The sequence below is a fragment of the Virgibacillus sp. 6R genome, assembly GCF_001895305.1.
GTDB classification, from domain to species: domain Bacteria; phylum Bacillota; class Bacilli; order Bacillales; family Amphibacillaceae; genus Virgibacillus; species Virgibacillus pantothenticus.
Window position 1 is genome coordinate 4,363,103 of the sequence record NZ_CP017762.1, and the last position, 20,609, is coordinate 4,383,711.

The following is a 20,609-nucleotide window of genomic DNA, read 5'->3' on the forward strand; positions in this document are numbered from 1 at the left end:
GTTTATAATTTGAGTATTGCAGCTGCTCAAAAAAGAGGCTTCGGTGCTTTCCTATGGGATTACTTAACGACAGTTGACCATAAGAAAATAGCCCATCTATATTTAGTTGGCGGAGGATTCTTCTTTATCCTCGGTGGGCTCGAGGCTCTGTTTATTCGTATTCAATTAATTGCGCCTGAAAACGACTTTATTAGTGCAGGCTTATATAACGAAATGTTTACCATGCATGGAACGACAATGATTTTCCTTGCCGCAATGCCTTTGTTATTAGGATTAATGAACGCGGTGATGCCACTGCAAATTGGTGCACGCGATGTGGCGTTTCCGTTTTTAAACTCATTAGGGTTCTGGCTATTTATGTTTGGAGGCATTCTTTTAAATTGTAGTTGGTTTTTAGGTGGAGCACCAGATGCAGGATGGACTGCTTATACACCATTATCTGCAGTATCACCGACTCATGGCGTTGATTTTTATGTGTTAGGCCTACAGATTTCTGGTGCAGGTACGTTAATGGGTGGAATTAACTTCTTAGTAACGATCGTTACAATGCGGGCACCAGGAATGACGTATATGCGTATGCCGATGTTTACATGGACGACATTTGTTACAAGTACACTTATTTTATTTGCATTTCCTGCATTAACGGTAGGCTTGTTTTTATTGATGTTTGATCGTATGTTTGGATCGGCATTTTTTGATGTTGCTTTAGGGGGAAACTCTATCATTTGGCAACATTTATTCTGGATTTTCGCTCACCCGGAAGTTTATATTTTGATTTTGCCAGTATTTGGAGTGTTTAGTGAGGTTATACCAACATTTTCCAAGAAGCGTTTGTTCGGTTATACGTCAATGGTTTTTGCAACGATGTTAATTGCTTTCTTAGGTTTTATGGTTTGGGCACACCACATGTTTACGGTTGGTTTAGGTCCAGTAGCGAATGCGATCTTTGCGATAGCAACGATGGCGATTGCTGTACCAACTGGAATTAAAATCTTTAACTGGCTAGCAACGATGTGGGGCGGAAGTATAACGATCAATTCAGCTATGCTATGGTCTTTAGGTTTTATACCATCGTTTACAATTGGTGGTATGACAGGTATTATGCTTGCATCTGCTGTGGCTGATTACCAATACCACGATTCGTACTTTGTTGTAGCTCACTTCCACTATGTTATTGTTGGTGGGGTTGTATTTGGTATTTTTGCGGGATTGCATTATTGGTGGCCAAAAATGTTTGGCAGAATATTAAATGAGAAACTAGGAAAAATAGGCTTTTGGTTATTTTTTATCGGATTTCATTTAACCTTCTTTATTCAGCATTTCTTAGGTCTTATGGGAATGCCGCGACGCTACTGGGTATTCTTGGAAGATCAAGGCTTAGATACAGGGAACTTTGTCAGTACAATTGGTACGTTCCTAATGGCAATTAGTGCAACCATATTTTTAATTAATATTATTTATACCTCGGTTAAAGGAGAAAAAGCATCTGCAGATCCGTTTGATGGGCGTTCGTTGGAATGGGCAATTTCATCTCCGCCTCCATATTACAACTTTAAGCAATTGCCACTTGTACGTGGTCTGGATCCTTTGTGGGTGGAAAAAATGGATGGTAAAGATAATTTGGCACCTGCAGAGCCGCTTGGTGACATCCATATGCCAAATAGTTCAATATTGCCTTTTACCATGTCTTTCGGCTTCTTTGTTGCAGGGTTTGGTTTCATTTATCAAACCGACCATCAGGCTTGGAATTTGGCAATATTTATCGGAATGGGAATTGCATTAGGATCCATGCTGATGCGATCATTAAAAGATGATCATGGATATCATATCAGCAAAGCAGAACTTGAAAGGGAGGCGGACTAATATGAGTCACGATCATTCCTTAAATCCAGAAACAATGCCAGAAGATCCAGCTAAGGCTACATTAGAAGGAAAAAATAAATTTTTTGGCTTATGGTTCTTTCTAGGTGGAGAAACGGTATTATTTGCTAGCTTGTTCGGGACATTTCTGGCACTTCGTAACTCGACAGCTGGCGGTCCGAGCGGCGAGGATATATTTGGTTTAGAGCTTGTTTTTCTTATGACCATGTTGCTATTAACGAGTTCATTAACAAGTGTTTATGCCATGTATCATATGAAAAATAATGACTTTAAGAAAATGCAGTTATGGCTAGGAATTACCGCCTTTTTAGGTATTGGCTTCCTTGCTTGTGAAATTTATGAGTTCTACCATTATATTACTGAATTCGGATTTACGTTTAGGTCATCGGCATTCGGTTCAGCGTTTTACACGCTTGTGGGATTCCATGGTGGACACGTAGTTTTCGGACTAAGCTGGCTAATTGCATTAATGGTACGAAATGCAAAGCGTGGATTGAATTTGTATAATGCACCGAAATTTAATACATTCAGCTTATACTGGCACTTTATTGATGTTGTATGGGTATTTATCTTTACAGTTGTATATCTGATGGGGAAGGTGGGTTAATACATGATGGATAACACCAATACCAATTCATTTCAAAAGCAAAAGAATAAAGAAGAAATGAAAAAGCAACTGATTACATTTGTGTTAATGATTGGTTTTACCATTTTTGCCTTTGCGATTGTAGCGACTAAAGCGATGGATAAGATGTTTGCTGTCCCATTATTACTCATCTTGGCGGTCGTTCAGGTTGGCTTCCAATTCTACTATTTTATGCATATGAAGGATAGAGGCCATGAATTTCCGTCCGTGATGATTTATGGTGGAGTATTTGCTGCAATGTTAACAATAGCTGCGTTAGTAGCTATTGTATGGTGGTAAATAAGGTCGGGGATTCCCGACCTTTTCCATTTCTGCGAATGTTTTGAAATTGTCAAATCTTATGGATGTCCGTAAATTTATAAATGTTATAATAGAAAGGACAATCCTTTTGAGGTGATTTTACATGTGGCTAGAACTACAAATTTTTGGTTTTCGAGCTTTATGGAGCCCCTATTTTCTTCTGTTCTTATTTGGGTTAGGGGTCGCCTATTTTCTCGTAACTGGTCCTTATCGACATAAATTCGGTGGGGAGGAGAAACCCACACACATGCAACAATTCATGTTTTTGCTTGCATTAGTGTTACTCTATGCAGTGAAGGGTGCGCCAATAGATTTATTGTCTCATATGATGCTTACAGCACATATGATGCAAATGGCTGTTTATTATTTAATTTTCCCGATTTTAGTAATTAAGAGTATTCCAGTGTGGATTTGGAAAAAATTTATTTATGCACCGATGATAAAACCGGTGTTTCAACTATTGACCAAACCACTTATTTCGTTACTATTATTTAACGGTTTATTTTCTCTTTACCATATTCCAGCAATATTCGATTTTGCTAAATCTTCGCAAATTGCACATACGTCTGTATCACTAATTATTTTAATTGCAGCGTTCATTGTTTGGTGGCCTCTTCTGTCGCCGATTAGAGAAATGGATAAAATGCGGCCGCTGTTAAAAATATTTTATATTTTTGCTAATGGTGTATTAATTACACCAGCTTGTGTACTAATCATATTTGCTGATGAGCCGTTGTTTGCTGCATATAGCCAAAATGGAGCATGGTTACAAGCGCTTGCGTTATGTGTTCCAGGAGATATTTTGGAAGGGATGGCTGTACAAATTAGTGGTCCAGAAATGTTCTCGCCGATGAGCACGTTAGAAGATCAGCAGCTCGGGGGAATCATTATGAAGATTATGCAAGAAATCACATACGGCATTATTCTGGCAAGAGTCTTCTTTAAATGGTTTACAGATGAAAGTTTAAAGGTGGACCCTATTGCTACAGAAGTGCAGCGTTCACAATGAAGTTTTTTGGACAAAAGATATAATGTGTTACGTATGCCAACACGGATATGCAAAACGGAAGAAGATTTCTAGCTTTTACTATTAAAATTGTGGAATAGTTGAAGGCGAAGGGAATGGAGTAGAACAAATTGTGGTTGTAATAAATCAAATTTGTTCTACTTCATTCCGTCAAGTTATAAAGCTTCACGAAAGGAAGCTGATTATACTATAATAAGCAGTGGTTCATAAGTCATAGAGTAAATTATCTCTTGTGGAAAGACTGTTTTATTTTACTAGACTTCTATAATGTAAAAAGCACAAATTGGATATGTAAAAAACAGCTATAATTTGCAACCAATATGCGTGGGGAAGGAGATTTTTTAATGCCAATTTTACCAACAATAAGTACTTTTTTTATTGTTTTAAGTGCCGTTTTTGTAGCAATTGGGTGGCGCTTTATAGCTAAAGGAGAAGCTGTAAAACATAAAAAAGCCATGATAACAGCTGCAGTTAGTGCAACACTGTTTTTTATTATTTATGTATCTCGAACAATATTTGTAGGAAATACTAGCTTCGGAGGTCCAGAGGACTTAAAAATATATTATACGGTCTTTTTGGTATTCCATATTATATTAGCTACCACTGGAGCCATTTTTGGTATAGTAACATTGGCTTTGGCATTTAAACGTAACATTCGTGTACATAGAAAGGTTGGACCGATAACTAGTGTGATATGGTTCTTCACTGCGATTACCGGAGTTGCAGTATACTTGCTATTGTATATTTTATATGAAGGCGGAGAAACAACAAGTTTAATCAAAGCCATCTTAGGAACATAAAAAAACGGGGAGTCAGATGACCTTCCCGTTTTTTCGTACTGATTTTCGTAGTTTCTTAATCTGGTGGAATAAAGTAGTCCTTAGATAACAGAACCGATAGATGAAACGTTAACCGTTCAGTTAGTTACTTAAATCTTTACATTCCATTTAATAATTCCTGCTTCTTTTGCTGAATTAAAAGCAATTAGAATTAACGGACCAAGTATAAATCCTAATATTCCCAGTAGCTTTAGACCGATAAACATAGAAATTAGTGTAGCTAATGGAGAAAGACCTATTTGCTGTCCCATTACTTTAGGTTCGACAATCCTGCGAATGGCGAGCAAGATGACAGCTAATATAGATAGCTGGATGCCTAGTGATGTATCTCCTGCCATAAACATAAATAATGCCCAAGGACCTAATATGACAATTGAGCCGATGATAGGGATTAAATCAATAATCCAAATAATTAATGACATAATAATCGCTACTTCTGGCGTAATAAAGAAAAGACCAACTAGTGTGACAGCCAAAATAATCAGGCTGACTAAAAACTGAGCTTTAAAGAACCCTAAAAATACATTTGTAATTCGATTATTCATAAACGATACTTTTTCTGCTGTTTCCTTTGTCATAACATGGTACATTTTTGCCTTTAGAAGTGGCAATTCCAGCATGAACAGAAATAACGCAATTAAGTAAACAATAAAACTAATTAAATATTGTGGGATAGAGGCAAAGAGTTGAGCAATTCGTTCTAATGTAATCGTTTCTTTTGCGGTTGTACTCAACGCATTGAGATTCGTTTCAATACTGGACGATACTTGTCGTACAAATTCGTCAGGCAAGTCATCTGTGTAATGTTGAAGTTGCCTTTCCCAATCTTGGTAAATTCTATTTAATTCATTAAAGTGTTGCGGAACATCTTCTACAAAATTAACAACCTGTGTAACTGCCCTAGTAATTGTAAAAGTTCCAACAACGCCAAGAACGATTAAAAATAATAAAAAAACAATCGTTACAGATATCTTTCGATTAATCTTTAGCTTTTTTTGCACTAGCCTTATAACTGGGTTCAACATAAGGGCTGTTACAAAAGCAACGATTAAAGGAATTGAAATTGGTACTACAAAAATGAATAACAGGATTAATAAAATAGTTAAAAAAATTAATGTCCAGTGACGTTTAGTTATATTGCGAAACAAAGTAATACGATGGCTCCTTTCATCATCAAACAGTTACGGTATACTTATAAAAAATATAGCATTAAATAACTCATTTGAACAGAAATATTTATTAAAATGGAAGAATATATTCTGGACGCATCATTTAAAGCAAATAAAGAGGTGGTTATCGGGTTTTTATCCTGCATATAAGGTGCTTGTAAGACTCCCATTTCAGGAGTTGGATAAATCTGTACTGCAATAAGTCTAAGTGGGGGATAACAGCACCTAAATGCCCTATTTCATAAGAGGCCTTTAGGACATACATACCATTACGGTACTAACAAGCCTTGGGGGGTGAATGAAAACCCCCACTGATGGAAGATTCACTTTATTGGGGGAGTAGTTTTCATTTCTGTAGCTAGCTGGTTATGTCTCTTCTTTTACATATTGGCTTATACCGAAAATAAGTTCTAGTAAACTCTCACTGTTTGAAAAGGGAAGGAGGGCTTTGCTGATCTGAAATAAGATTTGGACCGCAGCAACACAATGATCAAACGATCGTGTTAAAACAAAGAAAAACCGACTATCTTGGTAATAGGGAGTAGTCGGTTTGAATTAAAGCTTCAGCATACAAGCAGATGAATGGTTTCATTGCTTTAGCTGGTCAATTTCTGTTTTTAATTTACTGATAAGATTCTTAGCACGCTCCACTAAATCGTTTGGGAAATTTTCTTCTTCTCCATATTCAACGCCATGTGGATAGTAATGTTTGCCTAATAAAGGCGTCATTAGTTGAATGACGGCGTTTCCACGATCAACGTCACCTTCTATAGCGTAGCCTTGAACTCGAATATAGTATGTAATATTTTTCTCGTCAGAATCCATTCGATAATCATAGGTAACTCGCTCATAATCCCATTGCCCTGCCCGAATAAAAGCGTGTTTTGCCGTTACATGATCAAGCGGTTTTAAGTCAATCTTTACGTCTTCTAAGCCAGTATTTTCTAATTTCATTTTCCCCACCTCACCTTGTTATCCTCACTATACTATATTAGTATGAAATATAGCAACTTTCAATGAAAAAGGCATAGTTTATGCAAATATTTGCTCTATGTTCTATTTTTTATTATGATACAGTAAAATATTAGAGTAACTAGCATGATACTTTAAATGAAACATATATATCGTATAAAAAGGAGAAACGAATAATGCGATTTATACGAAATCTTTTACTATTAGCTGTAGTCGCCGTAGTCGGTTTTTATTTATTAGAAAGTAATGAAATATCACCACAAGAAACCATGCAAACGATTAGCGAGACTGTGAAGGAAAAGGAGCAATTGCTTAAAACGAAAAAAGTGCCGGAAGAAAGACCAGACATTGCTTTAGAGGGCGATATATTTCAATGGTATGGGAAGTCAAGTGGCCAATTACAAGAAGAACTTGGAGAACCAGTTAGAAAGGATCCAAGCGCTTACGGTTATACTTGGTGGGTTTATACAAATGAAAAAGACCAATATATTCAATTTGGAATTATGGATGGTACCATTCACACCATTTATGCTACTGGAAAAGGAACGAATATAAAACCTGTAGCTATTGGAGAAAGCTATGAAAAGGTGCAAAAACACTTCACATTTTCTGAAGAAGTAAATTATCGAAATGGGCTTGCCTCTTTTACCTTTAAACTTAATGCAAACGATAGAAAAACACGCCCATTAGTGAAAATTTCCGATTCTATATTTATGCAGCTTTATTTCGATACATTTCAACAGCAGTTATCCTCTGTGCGAATATTGGATATCAATACGTTATTAAAGCATCAACCTTATGAAATACAGTATAGAGGAGAGCTTCCTAAAAAGCCAAGCTTAGATGATCATCAGTGGGCAAAAATTGAAGCTGGAATGGAACGGCAAATATTTGATATCACGAATATCATGCGACAACAACGAGATAAAGAAAAATTGCAGTGGGAAAAATCAGTTGGTGAAGTTGCTTTTTTACACAGTAAAGATATGGCAGTAAATAAATATTTTTCTCATTCAAGTCAAGATGGGAGAGGGCTGAAGGAACGTCTTGACGAAGGAAAGGTTGCTTTTGTAGCAGCTGGTGAAAATATTGCGGCACAATATCCAGACGCTGCTGCTGCAATGGAAGGCTGGTTAAATAGTGAAGGTCACCGAGAAGCATTATTAAGTGAAAAATACACACACTTAGGTGTCGGCGTTTATCGTCTATACTATACACAAAACTTCTTGGCCAAGCCTTTTTAAGAAGTAAATTGGTCTATGGATTTCAGAGTTACGTAATTCTACCACATCACGATGTGGAAGGTGCCCATTCTGCTATTTAAAACAGAAGTTACCATGAGCGCCTAGCGAGATAAAACCGGCTAGAAGTAGTATTTGATGACTGCTTCTAGCCGGTTTTTAATTTGGGCTCTACAAATATTTGTTGGGGTTAAGAAATAATTCAGAAATAAAAAACACGTCAACTCCATTTTTGTTAAACTTGAATTACCACAAAACAAGTAAAGGGGTTGTTAGTAATGGAATTCTAACATTTCTTTACCTGATTTGGAAGGCTCAGTTATTTATCCCGCATATAAGATGCTGTAAACCCCCACTTCAGGAGTTGGATAATCTGGTGCTGAAAATAAGTCTAAGCGGAGATAACAGCACCTAAATGCCCTATTTCGTAAAAGGCCTAGGTCATACCCTTAGGCTACTAACAAGCCGTGGGGGATGAATGAAAACCCGCGCTGATGGAAGATTCACTTTACGAAAATGGTCGATATGTCTGCGCTCATTGCGATAAGCGTTTTTTACGAAAAAAATGAAGAGGCTGATTAACCGCCCACGAACAAAGGCGCAGGGCGCCCGTTTAGCAACGTAGCGAATGGAACGAATCAACTAAAGATAAAGGAATCATGCCCTGCAACCAGGGGTATGCCGACGTCGGGCGGCAAGCCCGTTTTTAGTCGGCCTTCCCCTTAGCGACGAACCGATGATGACTTATCGTAGGGCGCATTTCTAAAGTCGCCTAGTTGCTAGGCTCATGCGCCGGACGTGGCTATTCAGTTATTCCCTTATCCCAAAGCAACAAACTTTATACTTTCTTATCTTTGAACAAAGGCGCAGGGCGCCCGTTTAGCAACGTAGTGAATGGAACGAATCAACGAAGATTAAAGGAATCATGCAACTAAAACTGGGGTATGCCGACGTTTGGGCGGCAAGCCCGTTTTTAGTCGGTCTCCCTCTTAGGGACAAACCGATGATGACTTATCGTAGGGCGCATTTCTAAAGTTGCCTAGTTGCTAGGCGATGGAGCCGGACGTGGCTATCCGGTTATTTCGTTATCCCCAAGCACCTCATTTTTACTCCCTTTCATATCTTAAAAAAAGGGAGCGATTTCCGTGGAATGGCAGCAAGACAAGATAATAAATGAGAGCGAGCTATTTCTGTCTCACCCAACTTTGCCTTAGAACCTTAATTTGAGATTCATTATCCTGTCAAAAATTTGTTTAATCACAAGCGTTCATAATAGACATAAACTAATTAGTACATATGACTATGTGTAAAAGAGGTGAATTCGAATGAGTGATCGACATTTACACCCTTCAGTAACTGCTTTCAAGCAATTCATAAATAAACATCCGAAATTAATTGAGGATGTTCGAAAAAGTGGAAGACCGTGGCAAGACGTGTACGAAAAATGGGCATTACTAGGTGAAGATGATCCTTATTGGGACAAATTTAAACAAACGGATACAAACAAAAATAAAAGCAAAAAAGAACACAATCAGACGAATGAGAATAATAAGGAATTATTTAGCCAGCTATTAAAAATGGCAGAATCCATGGATTTAGATAAAATACAACGTCAAGTGGAGCAATTTAGCTCATCTGTTACTACGATTCAGGAAATTATTTCCCAATTTAAACAAACAAAGGATACGAAACAGCCAACAAATGAACGTATGGGGTGGTTTCGTGATTAAGGAGCATAAACATGGATCCGTTATGTTATAACTATTTAGAGCAGCACCCGGAGTTATTGCAATTTGTTCGGATGAATCCGGTCTGGTATCGCTATTTATCTCGGGACCCCTCTTTATTACCAGAAATGAGAAAGGAAGCCAAACATTTTTATGGGAAAACATTTCCTCAGCGAGTAGAGAGGGTAAACAATCACTTGCAAATGGTTAGAATGTTAATGCAGTTTGCTGGAGCAATGAAGGATTAAATATTTTCACATGCTATAAAAAATGGTACTATGAAGTGGGAGGTGTATAGGGTGATAGCGACAATGGACTATGTAGCAATCCTCGATCGTTCAGAGGAATTAGGAAAAATGATCTTGGATTCTGATGTCATGGAAGCCTATCGTCATTCTCAAAAAGAATTACATGAAGATAAAGAGGCTCAGAAGCTTGTTCAAGCTTTTTCATCCATCAAGGAGCATTACGAGGATGTACAGCGATTTGGCAGATATCATCCAGATTACAATACAATTATGAAGGAAGTGCGGAAAGTAAAGCGAGAAATGGATATGAATGACAAAGTAGCTTCCTTTAAAATCGCTGAGCGCAATTTGCAGCAATTATTGGACGAAATTAGTCAATATCTAGCATATAGCGTTAGCGAACAAATCAAAGTTCCTAAAGATGGCGCGGCTTTAAGTGAAAGTGGTTGCGGTTGTGGAAGTGGCGGCGGCTGTGGCTGTGCTGTATAATTGCTTTATTAGTATATCAATCCTTTATATATAGCAAATAGCGAATTGGATTGGAAAAAATGCTTTCCATGTGCTAATAACGGCTGATATGTGATCTAAAAAGGAGATGACAAGATATCTGTTAATGAATGGGATTACAATTCGCTCGCATTCAAACAACCATCTCTTCTCCTTTTTGGTCACATTATGAATATATACATAATCATCACCAATAATTTACATGATAAATAGTAAGTGAGGTTAAAAATAATGCGCACAAAACGTCAAGGCTTAATCGTTTGGTTCCAGCACATGAAAAATTTAAAACAAATCAAACGATACGGTCATCTATTGTATAGTTCCAAAAAATTAAAGTATGCTGTCATATACGTGGATCAAGAAGAATTAGAAAAAATCGAAAAAAAACTTTTGAAGTTTACATTTGTTTCTAAAGTTGATAGATCGTATAAACCATTTGTTGAAACAAACTTTGAAAATGCGAAACCAGATAAAGCAAAACAGTATGATTATAAAATGGGAATATAGGAAAGAGGGCTTGTTATTCCGCATATAAGGTGATGTAGACTCCCACTTCAGGAGTTAAATAATCTGTACTGCAACAAGTCTAAGTAGGAGATAACAGCACCTAAATGCCCGGTTCGTTCAGAGGACTTTAGGACATACTATTACGGTACTAACAATCGGTGGGAGATGAATAAAAACCCCCACGGATTGAAGATTCACTTTATCAGCAGAAAAAACATTGGATAAAGTTTGTTGCTTTATTTCACAAAAAGAAAAAACCTGCAGAAAAAGTTCTACAGGTCCTTTTGTTTCCTTATAAAGAAAACAAAAAGGCAAAGGGAGAGGAGAAACCGGAAGAAGAACTTATGGGGAAGTGTAAGTCTTCTCCGTTTAATGAAACAGCCAAAGTAATCTATAGCTGATTCATTACACTAGTATGGACGTTCCGATGAATAATATACATGTCTCCCCATTATTTTTTAATACTCTTGTTATTATTGTTCGTTTCCACGCTTTTGTGATAGGATAAATGTCGAATAATGGTAAACGTGGAGGTGAAGCAATGCGGATAATTGCTGGAGAATATAAGGGAAGACAATTAAAATCAGTTCCTGGCCATCTGACTCGTCCGACGACAGATAAAGTAAAAGAAGCAGTATTTCAAATAATGGGACCTTTTTTTGATGGTGGGGATGCCTTAGATTTATTTGCTGGCAGTGGTGGGTTAGGAATAGAAGCATTAAGCCGAGGAATAGATCGGACGATTTTCGTGGATAAGTCACCACAAGCGATACATATCATAAATGAAAATTTACAAAAGTTAAAGCTTGAGGAACGGTCTGAAGTATTTCGTGCAGATGCTTTTCGAGCCTTACAAGCAGCTGCTAAGCGCAGCTTTTCTTTCAAGTTAGTGTTATTAGATCCCCCTTACGGAAAGGTGAAGCTTGAAAAAATTCTGCAAAAATTATTGGACTTGGAACTGGTAGCTACGAATACATGGGTTTATTGTGAACATGATACATCTGAACAATTACCTGCTGCACATCCTCGTCTATCCATTGTCAAACAAGCGAACTATGGGGGGACAATTTGTATAACGATCTATAAAGTTAATTAGAAGGGAGCGCTTATCTTGACTAGATTGGCGATATGTCCGGGTAGTTTCGATCCAGTAACGTATGGACACTTGGATATCATTCAACGAGGAGCTAAAATTTTTGATCATGTAATTGTTGCTGTTTTTAATAATCAATCAAAAGATCCTTTATTTACAGTAAAAGAGAGGATGAAATTATTAGAAGAGTGTACAAGCCACTTACCAAATGTTACTGTTGATTCATCAAGCAGTTTGCTAATGGATTATGCGAAATCAAAAAATGCTCAAGCTGTTATACGTGGCTTGCGAGCAGTTAGTGATTTTGAATATGAAATGCAAATCACATCGATGAATAGGCAGCTTTATGAAGATATTGAAACTTTTTTTATGATGACGAATAATCAATATTCATTTTTGAGCTCGAGTATTGTTAAAGAAGTTGCAAAATATCGTGCTAATGTTAGTGACATGGTTCCCAAAGCGGTTGAAGAAGCGTTGGCACTTAAATTCAAATAATCATTCTCTCTCGTAGTTACATACAAAAAGAGATTGTTAATTCTTCTCCATTCGAATGAAATTTAAGAAGACCTCCCCCCTCAAAAAGAACAAATTTATTATCCGTAATTATTATATCGGGAAGATGAGGTGGGAGGTTTGTATCGATCCTCTCTGTTTAATCGAACAAAGGCGCAAGCGCCCGTTCAGCAACGTAGCGAATGGAACGAATCAACGGAGATAAAGGAATCACGGTGAGGTAACGAACCGATGATGACTTATCCGTAGGGCGCATTTCTAAAGTCGCCTAGTTGCTGGGCGCTGAAGCCGGACGTGGCTTGTCGCCAAGTCTTATGGCGGAAGCCTTTATTTTTCTTATACTATAAACCAAAAAATCTTATACTCCCTCTATATACGAACAAAGGCGCAAGCGCCCGTTTAGCAACGTAGCGAATGGAACGAACAACCAAAGATTTAGGAATCATGCCACTAAAAACAGGGGTATGCCGACGCCTGAGCGGCAAGCCCGTTTTTAGTCGGCCTTCCCCTTAGCGACGAACCGATGATGACTTATCGTAGGGCGCATTTCTAAAGTCGCCTAGTTGCTGGGCAATGGAGCCGGACGTGGCTTCGGTTATTTCGTTATCCCCAAGCGCCTAAATTTATACTTTTTTATCTCTTAAAAAAAGCATAGCCCCCTTGCTCGTGCATCCTTTATTACTTCTTATGAACCTATTGGTGGGAGTTATGATTATCCTATTTTTTTCTTCGATAGTATAAAAGAATAATAGAAATTCCAACAAAGGATATGGTGAGCAATGGTCCGATGGCTGCCAAATTTTCCAGAATTAAAAGCCACAGGTTTTCAGGCACATCATGGTTTACCGGAACTACTTCCATATCAAAGACTTTCCTATCAATATACAAAGGCTTGTAGAACAAAATCGTTAATATACTAGCAAATACGCCATGAAGAATACGTGCAAAAAAATACGGAGCAAACCGGATATCGGTTTTTGCCAAAATACTTGCAACTTGTGCTTGCACAGAAAAACCATTAAAACCGAGAATGAAACTGACTAACACTGCTTGTACTAGCAACGTATCTTGAACAACAGAGATGCTTTGAACACCAATTGTTATTTCAAATAGGCCAGATAGTAATGGAAGCCCAAAATCTTTAGATATCGATGCGAAATTTAATAATTTTCCTAAAAAATGAGCTATAAATGTGGATATTCCGCTTAAGAAAAGCAATTTCGTTAATACGGAAAATAGAACGATAAATCCCCCGACCATTACTAAGGTTTTGACAGAATGAATGACAGCATCTCCTAAAACTTCCCCAAGTGGTCGATCATCATTCATCCTCGTCCGGTGCATCGCTGTAAAAGCTTTACGTACCGAATATTTGGATGATTCATTTCTTTTGTTTTGGTTTTTTTTGTCCTTCTTTTTTCCATAAAACCGCATGCAAATCCCAACAAATGTGTTACTTAAATAATGACATACTGCCAGCAATACTCCTAAAGAGCTATTTTGAAAAAAGCCTACTGAAATGGCGGCGAAAATAAATAGTGGGCTTGATGCATTTGTAAATGATACTAATCGCTCTGCTTCAATTCTCGTTAACTGCTTTTCTTCTCTTAGTCGTGCACTAATTTTAGCCCCTGTAGGGTAGCCACTCGCCATTCCCATAAACCAGCCAAAGCTGCCTACTCCTGGTATATTAAACAGAGGGCGCATAATCGGTTCGAATAGAATGCCAATAAATTGGACGACACCAAAACTAATAAGTAATTCTGCAATAATAAAAAATGGAAGTAAAGAAGGGAAAACTACTTCCCACCAAAGATTTAAACCACGTATACTTGCTTCTAATGATTGATCAGGAAATTTTACCAAAGAAATGGCGATCGATATAGTTATCATAGAAAGAAGGAGTGTTTTTAGTATTTGCGCCAATAGTGATGCCCCCTAAGATTTTACCTTACTCTGTACTTATTTAAATGTTAGTAGTAAAATTGGAATATCGTTTCATGCAAATAGATGTTTAGCTCGTCTTCTGTTTTTGTTTGTACAAGTATACTTAAATATACGCTTGTGCATAGTGATTTTATGCCACACAATTTCATAAGCATGCAAAATTGCCCAATAGCTGAATATGACACAGCGATTTATCTTGGGAGCTGGTTCTAAAGATTCTAATTTGCATTCGTGAGTCAACACCGTTTATCATGCGTTTACTATCTTAATAACTTGGTTCTTTACGGAAAATAATTGTGAAATAATATGGTACAAACGCATACATATTTGGAGTGGAATGTTAGATAGCTATTTTACGGATAAATAGTCAATTGTTCGTATGCGGGGGGTAGGAAATGAAGAAAAAACATATTGTTCATATATTGCTTGTTATATTAGCAGTATATTTTTTAGCAATATTTCAATTGCCATATTATATTTATAAACCTGGCAGTGCAGATGCACTTAATCCGATTGTAGAGGTGGAAGATGGTTACTCTAGTAAGGGAGATATGCATTTAGTAACGGTTAGTGGCGCTCAAGCAACTCCTATGCAGTTTCTACTGGCAAAAATATTGCCACATCATGATGTATTACCGATTGATGAAGTGTTTCCTGAAGGGATCACAGACGACGAATACATGCATGTACAGTTACAAATGATGGAAAACTCTCAAGAAGCTTCTACAGTAGTAGCTTATCAAGCAGCGGATAAACAGATTTCTATTGATTATAATGGCGTATATGTTGCCATGGTTGTAGAAAATATGCCGGCGGAAGGTAAATTGAAAATGGGTGATCGTATCATCCGGGTTGATGACAAAAAAATAACGCAAGCAGATGATCTACTTGATTATATCCAAACGAAGCGAGCTGGTGACACTATATCTGTGGAATTTGTCAGAGATGACGAAACAATGACAGAATCCATTACATTGAAAGAATTAAAAGACTTAGATAATAAGCCGGGGATTGGAATCCAGTTAGTAACCGATCGTGCTGTTTCTGTCGATCCAGAAGTAAAATTCTCCAGTGGCCAAATTGGGGGACCTAGTGCTGGTTTAATGTTCTCCTTAGAAATTTATGATCAGCTGACGAAGGAAGATATAACAAAAGGATATGAAATAGCTGGAACAGGAGAAATAGATTATGATGGCAATGTATACCGTATAGGTGGCATTGATAAGAAAGTTGTAGCAGCCGATAAGGAAGGTGTAGACATTTTCTTTGCTCCAAATGAACAAGGCAAAAAAGGATCCAATTATCAAGTTGCTCTTGAAACAGCAAAAGAAATTGAAACAGATATGAAAATTGTTCCAGTTGATACATTCGAGGATGCTATTACTTATTTAGAAGAATTAAAATAAATGTAAAAGACCTGCCCTTTTAGATAATTGTTGGAGGCAGGTTTTTTTATCCCGTATATAAGGTGCTGTAAACCTCCCACTTCAGGAGTTGGATAATCTGTACTGCAACAAGTCTAAGTGGGAGGTAACAGCACCTAAATACCCGATTCGTTTATCTAACAATCAGTGGGGAATGAATGAAAACCCCCACTGATTGAAGATTCACTTTATGATGAAACTGGAAGTATTTCCTGTATTGGTAAAACGGTTTAACTATTTATGGTTGCTGAAAATAGGAGGCTGAAGCTCTTGTTTGAGCATATTTTGTTTTTTTGCTGCAGGAAGGATACTGTAATAAGCATGACTTGCTCGTTCTTCCATCTCTAGCATCGGGTGCATGTGCCGAGTCATACTATGAATGAGTGGCGTTGGCAATTCTTTCTTACACTCGCGTAAGTATTTCTGTCCTTGTTTTGTAAATCCAAGAATCCGTATATAGGGTATTGCTGCTAAATTATGTAACATCTCCATGTCTTGTTTTTTTGTGTTAGTTAAAATATGTACAAACATACGTTGTAATCTTGTCCATGTATACCTTTTTGTTTTAAGTTTTTCCATCCAATCGTAAAAAGAATCTGCCTGTTTCGCTGTTTTTTTAATCCGCTGTTCTAATCCTTCATCAACACCTTGAATCGAAGCAAGCTCTTGTGCAGTCATTGTAGAAACCCGATAATGAAGCAATGGGAAATATGCTTCCCACGTATGCCAAGTTGAAGTAGTTTGTTTGTAAGCGGTCAATTGTTCATACGTTGGCTCTGGAATTGCATTGCGGATCGAGGGAGAAATCGCTCCTTCTTTCAGCATTGTTTCTCTAATACTTGTCGCGCTTGCTATGGAACCTGTAATCGTTGTATCATGATAGTCGCTTTGACTTCGTTGAATAGTAAGGGGTTTAATTGGCAAATGATAATCATAGATCGTTTTTACATAGCTAAAACCTAATATATTATTTGGTTGTGTTAAATTCCTGTAAGCTAGTCCAATTTGTTCATAAGCATTTTTACTTGCTTCAGGAAATGCTAAACCAGCATTCAAATTTAGTTTAAGAGCGTGGTTGTATGCTTCTAAATTGGCAGTCAATTGTTTATAACTATTCGTAAAAGAGGTTATCTCTCCTGATTCACTGCCGAAGCATATGCTGGAAACTTGCAAAGCATGGAGGGTAAGCACTGCTCCTTTTGCAAACCATTCACTACTTTGTACTGCAAATGCGTAAGGGAGTTCCACTACAATATCCACGCCACCTTGAAGAGCGGCGTATGTTCGATGAAATTTATCAATGATTGCAGGTTCGCCACGTTGCAGGAAAGGGCCGCTCATAACGGCAATTATGCAATCAGCTTTAGTAATTTTTTTTGCGCTTTGAACGTGATAAACATGTCCATTATGAAAAGGATTATATTCAACAATTAATCCACATGCTTTCATTAATACCAACTCCATGAAAAAGGATTTTGACTTAGTTAAACAGTGTCCACCACTATTTGTTGGACAAGTTAAGAATTTTTTCTAGACAGGTAATATGAGTAGAAGCCACTAATAGGGTGCAACACTTCGGAACGAAATGAATCATAGCTTCCCTTTATTTTATCAGAACAGGGCTATATTCGCATTAAGGATAAAATAATGGAATGCACCTTTTAGCCTCTAACTGTGATTTGTGACTTCATTCGTGCAAATTTCATAGGGGGTGTTTACCCTCTGTTCCATACTGGTTGAAAAATAAAACTATAGCATGATATTACTGCATGTTAAAGTGTGGTATAAAGACATACTAGTGTTTTCAGGTTTCCTATATGATATAGTGGAATGGAAGTGGTGAAGGAGGGAATTGTGTAAAGAGAATATGTTGACAAAACTCTTTTTTTCTTTTAAAATTACTCTTGTTGCCTTGAGGTGATAATGATGAAATTTGCATTAGCTCAGTTAAAGAAAAATGCTTATAAGGAACCTTTTACTTTTACAGACACGGAAGATGTTTCCGAACTGGAAGTAATGAACAACGATATTCGTCATATAGGTGAAGTCGAAGTTCAAGGAACGTGCTTTTTCCAAGAAGATAATGTTATTTTTTCCTTGCGTATTTTTGGTGAAATGGTGCTTCCGTGCGCGCGAACGCTAGTAGATGTTCGATATCCGTTTGATATTCAAACAGAAGAGATATTTACAACGTCTTTGTATAGAACGGAAGATGAAATTGATGCTGAAATTCACCCAATTGAGGGAGCGGTGCTTGACTTAACCCCTCTAATCAAGGAAAATATCCTACTAGAGGTTCCGTATCGCGTATTTTCAGATGAAATGAACAGCCAAGCGGATTGTATAACAGAAGGCAAAGGCTGGCAATTTATTTCAGAAGAAAAGAACGCAAACACAATAGATGAGCGTTTTAAAAAATTGGAAACATTGTTTAAAGACAATGATAAGAACAAATAAGTTTGGTTCTTATCTTTCTATAAAGGAGGTGTAAGTCATGGCAGTACCTAAAAGAAGAACTTCAAAAAAAGTAAAAAATCAACGTCGTACACATAAAAAATTACACGTACCTGGCATGGTGGAATGTTCAAATTGTGGAGAATTAACAAAACCACACCATGTATGTAAAGCATGTGGGCACTATGATGGGAAAGAAGTAGTAAGTCAGTAAATAAAACAATCATTTGTTAAATTGATGAAGCAGCGAGCTGAGAAACAATCTCCTTTGATTCTCGGATCTTATTCATTCTAGAATTAAATGCTATTAAAAAGTAGGTCACCAAAAGTGGGCTGCTTTTTTGCATAAGAAATGATACGACGCGTGCCTTTTTAAAAAGTAGCTTGCTTTTTCAAGGGAACTTAAGATTTTAGTCTTTGTTCTACTTTTAGCGGGGATAAAGAGAAGTCACCTTTCCACGTATAAGGTGCTGTAAGACACTCACTTCAGGAGTTGGATAATCTGTACTACCACAAGTCTAAGTGGGAGATAACAGCATCTTAAATTCCTTTTTCGTAACCGGCATTTAGGTCATACCATTACGGTACGAACAAGCCGTGGGGGGGTGAATGAAAACACCTACAGAATGAAGATTCACTTTATCGCGTGCGTTAAAGTTCCTGTTTGTACGTCACTAACCGATTGCGTTCGTTTTTGTTTTTTGTATAGTATTCTTATTTTACTTTTGAGAGACTCTTGTAAAGCGTTTCGGATCGTTTAGCTGCTCACATGTTAACCTTTACCTCCTGATTATCTCCTCCTTTGTTTTGTAGTTAAAACTTCTCCAAATTGTATGTCGGTAAATAATGATTTAAACTTTTGTCACTTCAGCGGGTAGAAATGAATAGCTGTCGATAAGGAAATAATCAAAAATCTAATAAAAAACATAAACCTTTTAGTCTATCACTCCTAGTTTTTGCATACATTGATAGCAAATGTATAAGGAGGGGTGTTATGAGTGTAACAAGGCAAGATGCTTGGACGAAAGATGAAGATATCCTACTAGCAGAAACCGTTCTACGTTATATAAAAGAAGGGAAAACACAATTAGAGGCGTTCAAGGAAGTAGCTCATAGACTGTCTAGAACTGCTGCAGCCTGTGGGTTTAGATGGAATGCCACCATTCGTAAGCAATATCAAAAAGAGGTGCTAAAAGCGAAAGAGGCGCGCAAGAATGATAATATCAACTATAGCTGGTATGTTTCAGAGCCAGGTCACCATGATCCGCTTGAAACAGTCATTTCCTTACTAGAAAAGATAAAGGCTGGCAATGAACAAATTACATCGGAGCATTTGGACGATCACACGGAACATATGAAGCATTTAGAGAAAGAAAATGAGGAATTAAAAAACGCTTTGCTTCGCTACGAGAAAGCTTGGAAAGAGATAGGGGACTTATGGAATTCGGTTGTGTCGGAAAGAGAAATAAAGAAAGAGACGTGTGAGTAATTTTTTCATTTTTTCAGTGCAATTTATATTAAATCATGTACATGAAAAGAGAACGAAAGACATGAATAAACAAAAATTCATGTCTTTAATTCTTGATCCGGATTGCTCTTAGTCCGTTGTTTGAATTTCTTTAACTCCTTCGGGCATCCAAATAAGTGGATTCTCCCCTAAATCACGCTCCATTTTGTATTGGGCCTTTTGGAAACCCATTTTTTCCCAAAAGCCATGAGAATTAATGCGCGGGTTTGTTTTAATTGGTAGCTGATAGCTTTTAGCAAAATCAACTAATGCTTTTCCATAGCCTTTGCCTTGATACTCGGGCAGAACCTCTAATTTCCATAAAGTTAAATAATCCTGAGGTGGGTCAAAATAAAAATCATACTTTTGTTTTACTTTATAAAGGCTCATTCGAGCAATTAAGCTGTCCCCAATATAAATCCCGTAGAACGGAGAGTCACTTTGATTTTCCACCAGATTATTTTCTAAATCTTCCAACATAGATAACTCTTGGTTTCCGTATTCTTTAAAGCGCTTAAATTTCTCCAATGTTTTATAATTGATCATAAGTTTTTCAACTTTCACCTTATCCATCATCCTACCCCCTTGCCAATATAAATCATCT

General features: G+C 37.3%; 21 protein-coding genes. 16 read left to right on the top strand and 5 right to left on the bottom strand.

The window, feature by feature from the left end:
* Positions 1–9 precede the first annotated feature (9 nt).
* From ctaD to BKP57_RS19725, 5 genes are all read left to right on the top strand, one after another.
* On the top strand, positions 10–1,863 hold the full coding sequence (ctaD, locus tag BKP57_RS19705; protein WP_050352623.1) for a cytochrome c oxidase subunit I: 1,854 nt from the start codon (positions 10–12) through the stop codon (positions 1,861–1,863).
* Position 1,864: 1 nt separating this feature from the next.
* Positions 1,865–2,488, top strand: a complete 624-nt coding sequence (locus BKP57_RS19710; protein ID WP_050352624.1) for a cytochrome (ubi)quinol oxidase subunit III — start codon at positions 1,865–1,867, stop codon at positions 2,486–2,488.
* Positions 2,489–2,491: 3 nt separating this feature from the next.
* Positions 2,492–2,806 (top strand): cytochrome c oxidase subunit IVB, encoded by a 315-nt coding sequence (ctaF, locus tag BKP57_RS19715; RefSeq protein WP_050352625.1) that lies wholly within the window; start codon positions 2,492–2,494, stop codon positions 2,804–2,806.
* 124 nt (positions 2,807–2,930) lie between these two features.
* A complete protein-coding gene (gene ctaG, locus BKP57_RS19720; RefSeq protein ID WP_072742222.1) occupies positions 2,931–3,836 on the top strand; it encodes a cytochrome c oxidase assembly factor CtaG in 906 nt (301 codons plus the stop codon).
* A 362-nt stretch (positions 3,837–4,198) separates the two neighbouring features.
* Complete coding sequence (locus BKP57_RS19725) at positions 4,199–4,654, top strand: DUF420 domain-containing protein (RefSeq protein ID WP_050352627.1); 456 nt, start codon at positions 4,199–4,201, stop codon at positions 4,652–4,654.
* A gap of 128 nt (positions 4,655–4,782) precedes the next feature.
* Here BKP57_RS19725 and ytvI read toward each other — a convergent pair whose 3' ends face one another.
* Positions 4,783–5,841, bottom strand: a complete 1,059-nt coding sequence (ytvI, locus tag BKP57_RS19730) for a sporulation integral membrane protein YtvI (RefSeq protein WP_050352628.1) — start codon at positions 5,839–5,841, stop codon at positions 4,783–4,785.
* 609 nt (positions 5,842–6,450) lie between these two features.
* On the bottom strand, positions 6,451–6,816 hold the full coding sequence (locus BKP57_RS19735; protein WP_050352629.1) for a YugN family protein: 366 nt from the start codon (positions 6,814–6,816) through the stop codon (positions 6,451–6,453).
* 194 nt (positions 6,817–7,010) lie between these two features.
* Between BKP57_RS19735 and BKP57_RS19740 the strand changes: the two genes are divergently transcribed.
* From BKP57_RS19740 to coaD, 7 genes are all read left to right on the top strand, one after another.
* Positions 7,011–8,078 carry a CAP domain-containing protein gene (locus tag BKP57_RS19740; protein WP_050352630.1) on the top strand — a complete coding sequence of 356 codons (1,068 nt, stop codon included), beginning with the start codon at positions 7,011–7,013 and terminating at the stop codon, positions 8,076–8,078.
* A 1,322-nt stretch (positions 8,079–9,400) separates the two neighbouring features.
* Positions 9,401–9,805, top strand: coding sequence for a YlbD family protein (locus BKP57_RS19745; protein ID WP_050352631.1), 405 nt, complete (start codon positions 9,401–9,403; stop codon positions 9,803–9,805).
* An 11-nt stretch (positions 9,806–9,816) separates the two neighbouring features.
* Complete coding sequence (locus BKP57_RS19750) at positions 9,817–10,050, top strand: YlbE-like family protein (RefSeq protein WP_050352632.1); 234 nt, start codon at positions 9,817–9,819, stop codon at positions 10,048–10,050.
* Positions 10,051–10,101: 51 nt separating this feature from the next.
* Positions 10,102–10,539, top strand: coding sequence for a YlbF/YmcA family competence regulator (locus tag BKP57_RS19755; protein ID WP_050352633.1), 438 nt, complete (start codon positions 10,102–10,104; stop codon positions 10,537–10,539).
* 249 nt (positions 10,540–10,788) lie between these two features.
* A complete protein-coding gene (locus tag BKP57_RS19760) occupies positions 10,789–11,064 on the top strand; it encodes a YlbG family protein (protein ID WP_050352634.1) in 276 nt (91 codons plus the stop codon).
* 541 nt (positions 11,065–11,605) lie between these two features.
* Positions 11,606–12,160: a 16S rRNA (guanine(966)-N(2))-methyltransferase RsmD gene (rsmD, locus tag BKP57_RS19765; protein ID WP_050352635.1), complete on the top strand. Its 555-nt coding sequence runs from the start codon at positions 11,606–11,608 to the stop codon at positions 12,158–12,160.
* A gap of 15 nt (positions 12,161–12,175) precedes the next feature.
* Entirely contained in the window at positions 12,176–12,655 is a 480-nt protein-coding gene (coaD, locus tag BKP57_RS19770) for a pantetheine-phosphate adenylyltransferase (RefSeq protein WP_050352636.1), read from the top strand.
* Between the two features lie 735 nt (positions 12,656–13,390).
* On the opposite strand, the gene ylbJ is transcribed toward coaD, so the two are convergent.
* On the bottom strand, positions 13,391–14,599 hold the full coding sequence (gene ylbJ, locus BKP57_RS19775) for a sporulation integral membrane protein YlbJ (RefSeq protein ID WP_175609401.1): 1,209 nt from the start codon (positions 14,597–14,599) through the stop codon (positions 13,391–13,393).
* Between the two features lie 416 nt (positions 14,600–15,015).
* On the opposite strand from ylbJ, the gene BKP57_RS19780 reads away from it, so the two are divergent.
* Positions 15,016–16,026, top strand: coding sequence for a SepM family pheromone-processing serine protease (locus BKP57_RS19780; RefSeq protein ID WP_050352637.1), 1,011 nt, complete (start codon positions 15,016–15,018; stop codon positions 16,024–16,026).
* A gap of 252 nt (positions 16,027–16,278) precedes the next feature.
* On the opposite strand, the gene BKP57_RS19785 is transcribed toward BKP57_RS19780, so the two are convergent.
* Positions 16,279–17,493 carry a nucleotidyltransferase gene (locus tag BKP57_RS19785; RefSeq protein WP_072742223.1) on the bottom strand — a complete coding sequence of 405 codons (1,215 nt, stop codon included), beginning with the start codon at positions 17,491–17,493 and terminating at the stop codon, positions 16,279–16,281.
* Between the two features lie 474 nt (positions 17,494–17,967).
* Between BKP57_RS19785 and BKP57_RS19790 the strand changes: the two genes are divergently transcribed.
* From BKP57_RS19790 to BKP57_RS19800, 3 genes are all read left to right on the top strand, one after another.
* The gene (locus tag BKP57_RS19790; RefSeq protein ID WP_311998320.1) at positions 17,968–18,501 is read left to right on the top strand and encodes a YceD family protein; all 534 of its coding nucleotides are present in this window, start codon (positions 17,968–17,970) and stop codon (positions 18,499–18,501) included.
* A 37-nt stretch (positions 18,502–18,538) separates the two neighbouring features.
* Complete coding sequence (gene rpmF, locus BKP57_RS19795) at positions 18,539–18,712, top strand: 50S ribosomal protein L32 (protein WP_050352640.1); 174 nt, start codon at positions 18,539–18,541, stop codon at positions 18,710–18,712.
* A gap of 780 nt (positions 18,713–19,492) precedes the next feature.
* On the top strand, positions 19,493–19,987 hold the full coding sequence (locus tag BKP57_RS19800; RefSeq protein WP_050352641.1) for an RsfA family transcriptional regulator: 495 nt from the start codon (positions 19,493–19,495) through the stop codon (positions 19,985–19,987).
* A 108-nt stretch (positions 19,988–20,095) separates the two neighbouring features.
* On the opposite strand, the gene BKP57_RS19805 is transcribed toward BKP57_RS19800, so the two are convergent.
* Positions 20,096–20,578: an N-acetyltransferase gene (locus BKP57_RS19805; protein WP_050352642.1), complete on the bottom strand. Its 483-nt coding sequence runs from the start codon at positions 20,576–20,578 to the stop codon at positions 20,096–20,098.
* Positions 20,579–20,609: the final 31 nt, after the last annotated feature.

What these genes read in the sequence shown, in the direction of transcription:
- BKP57_RS19760 (WP_050352634.1), top strand. Translation starts at nt 10,789, where the DNA reads ATGCGCACAAAACGTCAAGGCTTAATCGTTTGGTTCCAGCACATGAAA.
- BKP57_RS19740 (WP_050352630.1), top strand. Translation starts at nt 7,011, where the DNA reads ATGCGATTTATACGAAATCTTTTACTATTAGCTGTAGTCGCCGTAGTC.
- BKP57_RS19780 (WP_050352637.1), top strand. Translation starts at nt 15,016, where the DNA reads ATGAAGAAAAAACATATTGTTCATATATTGCTTGTTATATTAGCAGTA.
- rpmF (WP_050352640.1), top strand. Translation starts at nt 18,539, where the DNA reads ATGGCAGTACCTAAAAGAAGAACTTCAAAAAAAGTAAAAAATCAACGT.
- BKP57_RS19785 (WP_072742223.1), bottom strand. Translation starts at nt 17,493, where the DNA reads ATGAAAGCATGTGGATTAATTGTTGAATATAATCCTTTTCATAATGGA.
- BKP57_RS19800 (WP_050352641.1), top strand. Translation starts at nt 19,493, where the DNA reads ATGAGTGTAACAAGGCAAGATGCTTGGACGAAAGATGAAGATATCCTA.
- BKP57_RS19805 (WP_050352642.1), bottom strand. Translation starts at nt 20,578, where the DNA reads ATGGATAAGGTGAAAGTTGAAAAACTTATGATCAATTATAAAACATTG.
- BKP57_RS19745 (WP_050352631.1), top strand. Translation starts at nt 9,401, where the DNA reads ATGAGTGATCGACATTTACACCCTTCAGTAACTGCTTTCAAGCAATTC.
- ctaF (WP_050352625.1), top strand. Translation starts at nt 2,492, where the DNA reads ATGATGGATAACACCAATACCAATTCATTTCAAAAGCAAAAGAATAAA.
- rsmD (WP_050352635.1), top strand. Translation starts at nt 11,606, where the DNA reads ATGCGGATAATTGCTGGAGAATATAAGGGAAGACAATTAAAATCAGTT.
- BKP57_RS19735 (WP_050352629.1), bottom strand. Translation starts at nt 6,816, where the DNA reads ATGAAATTAGAAAATACTGGCTTAGAAGACGTAAAGATTGACTTAAAA.
- BKP57_RS19725 (WP_050352627.1), top strand. Translation starts at nt 4,199, where the DNA reads ATGCCAATTTTACCAACAATAAGTACTTTTTTTATTGTTTTAAGTGCC.
- BKP57_RS19750 (WP_050352632.1), top strand. Translation starts at nt 9,817, where the DNA reads ATGGATCCGTTATGTTATAACTATTTAGAGCAGCACCCGGAGTTATTG.
- BKP57_RS19710 (WP_050352624.1), top strand. Translation starts at nt 1,865, where the DNA reads ATGAGTCACGATCATTCCTTAAATCCAGAAACAATGCCAGAAGATCCA.
- BKP57_RS19790 (WP_311998320.1), top strand. Translation starts at nt 17,968, where the DNA reads ATGATGAAATTTGCATTAGCTCAGTTAAAGAAAAATGCTTATAAGGAA.
- ctaG (WP_072742222.1), top strand. Translation starts at nt 2,931, where the DNA reads ATGTGGCTAGAACTACAAATTTTTGGTTTTCGAGCTTTATGGAGCCCC.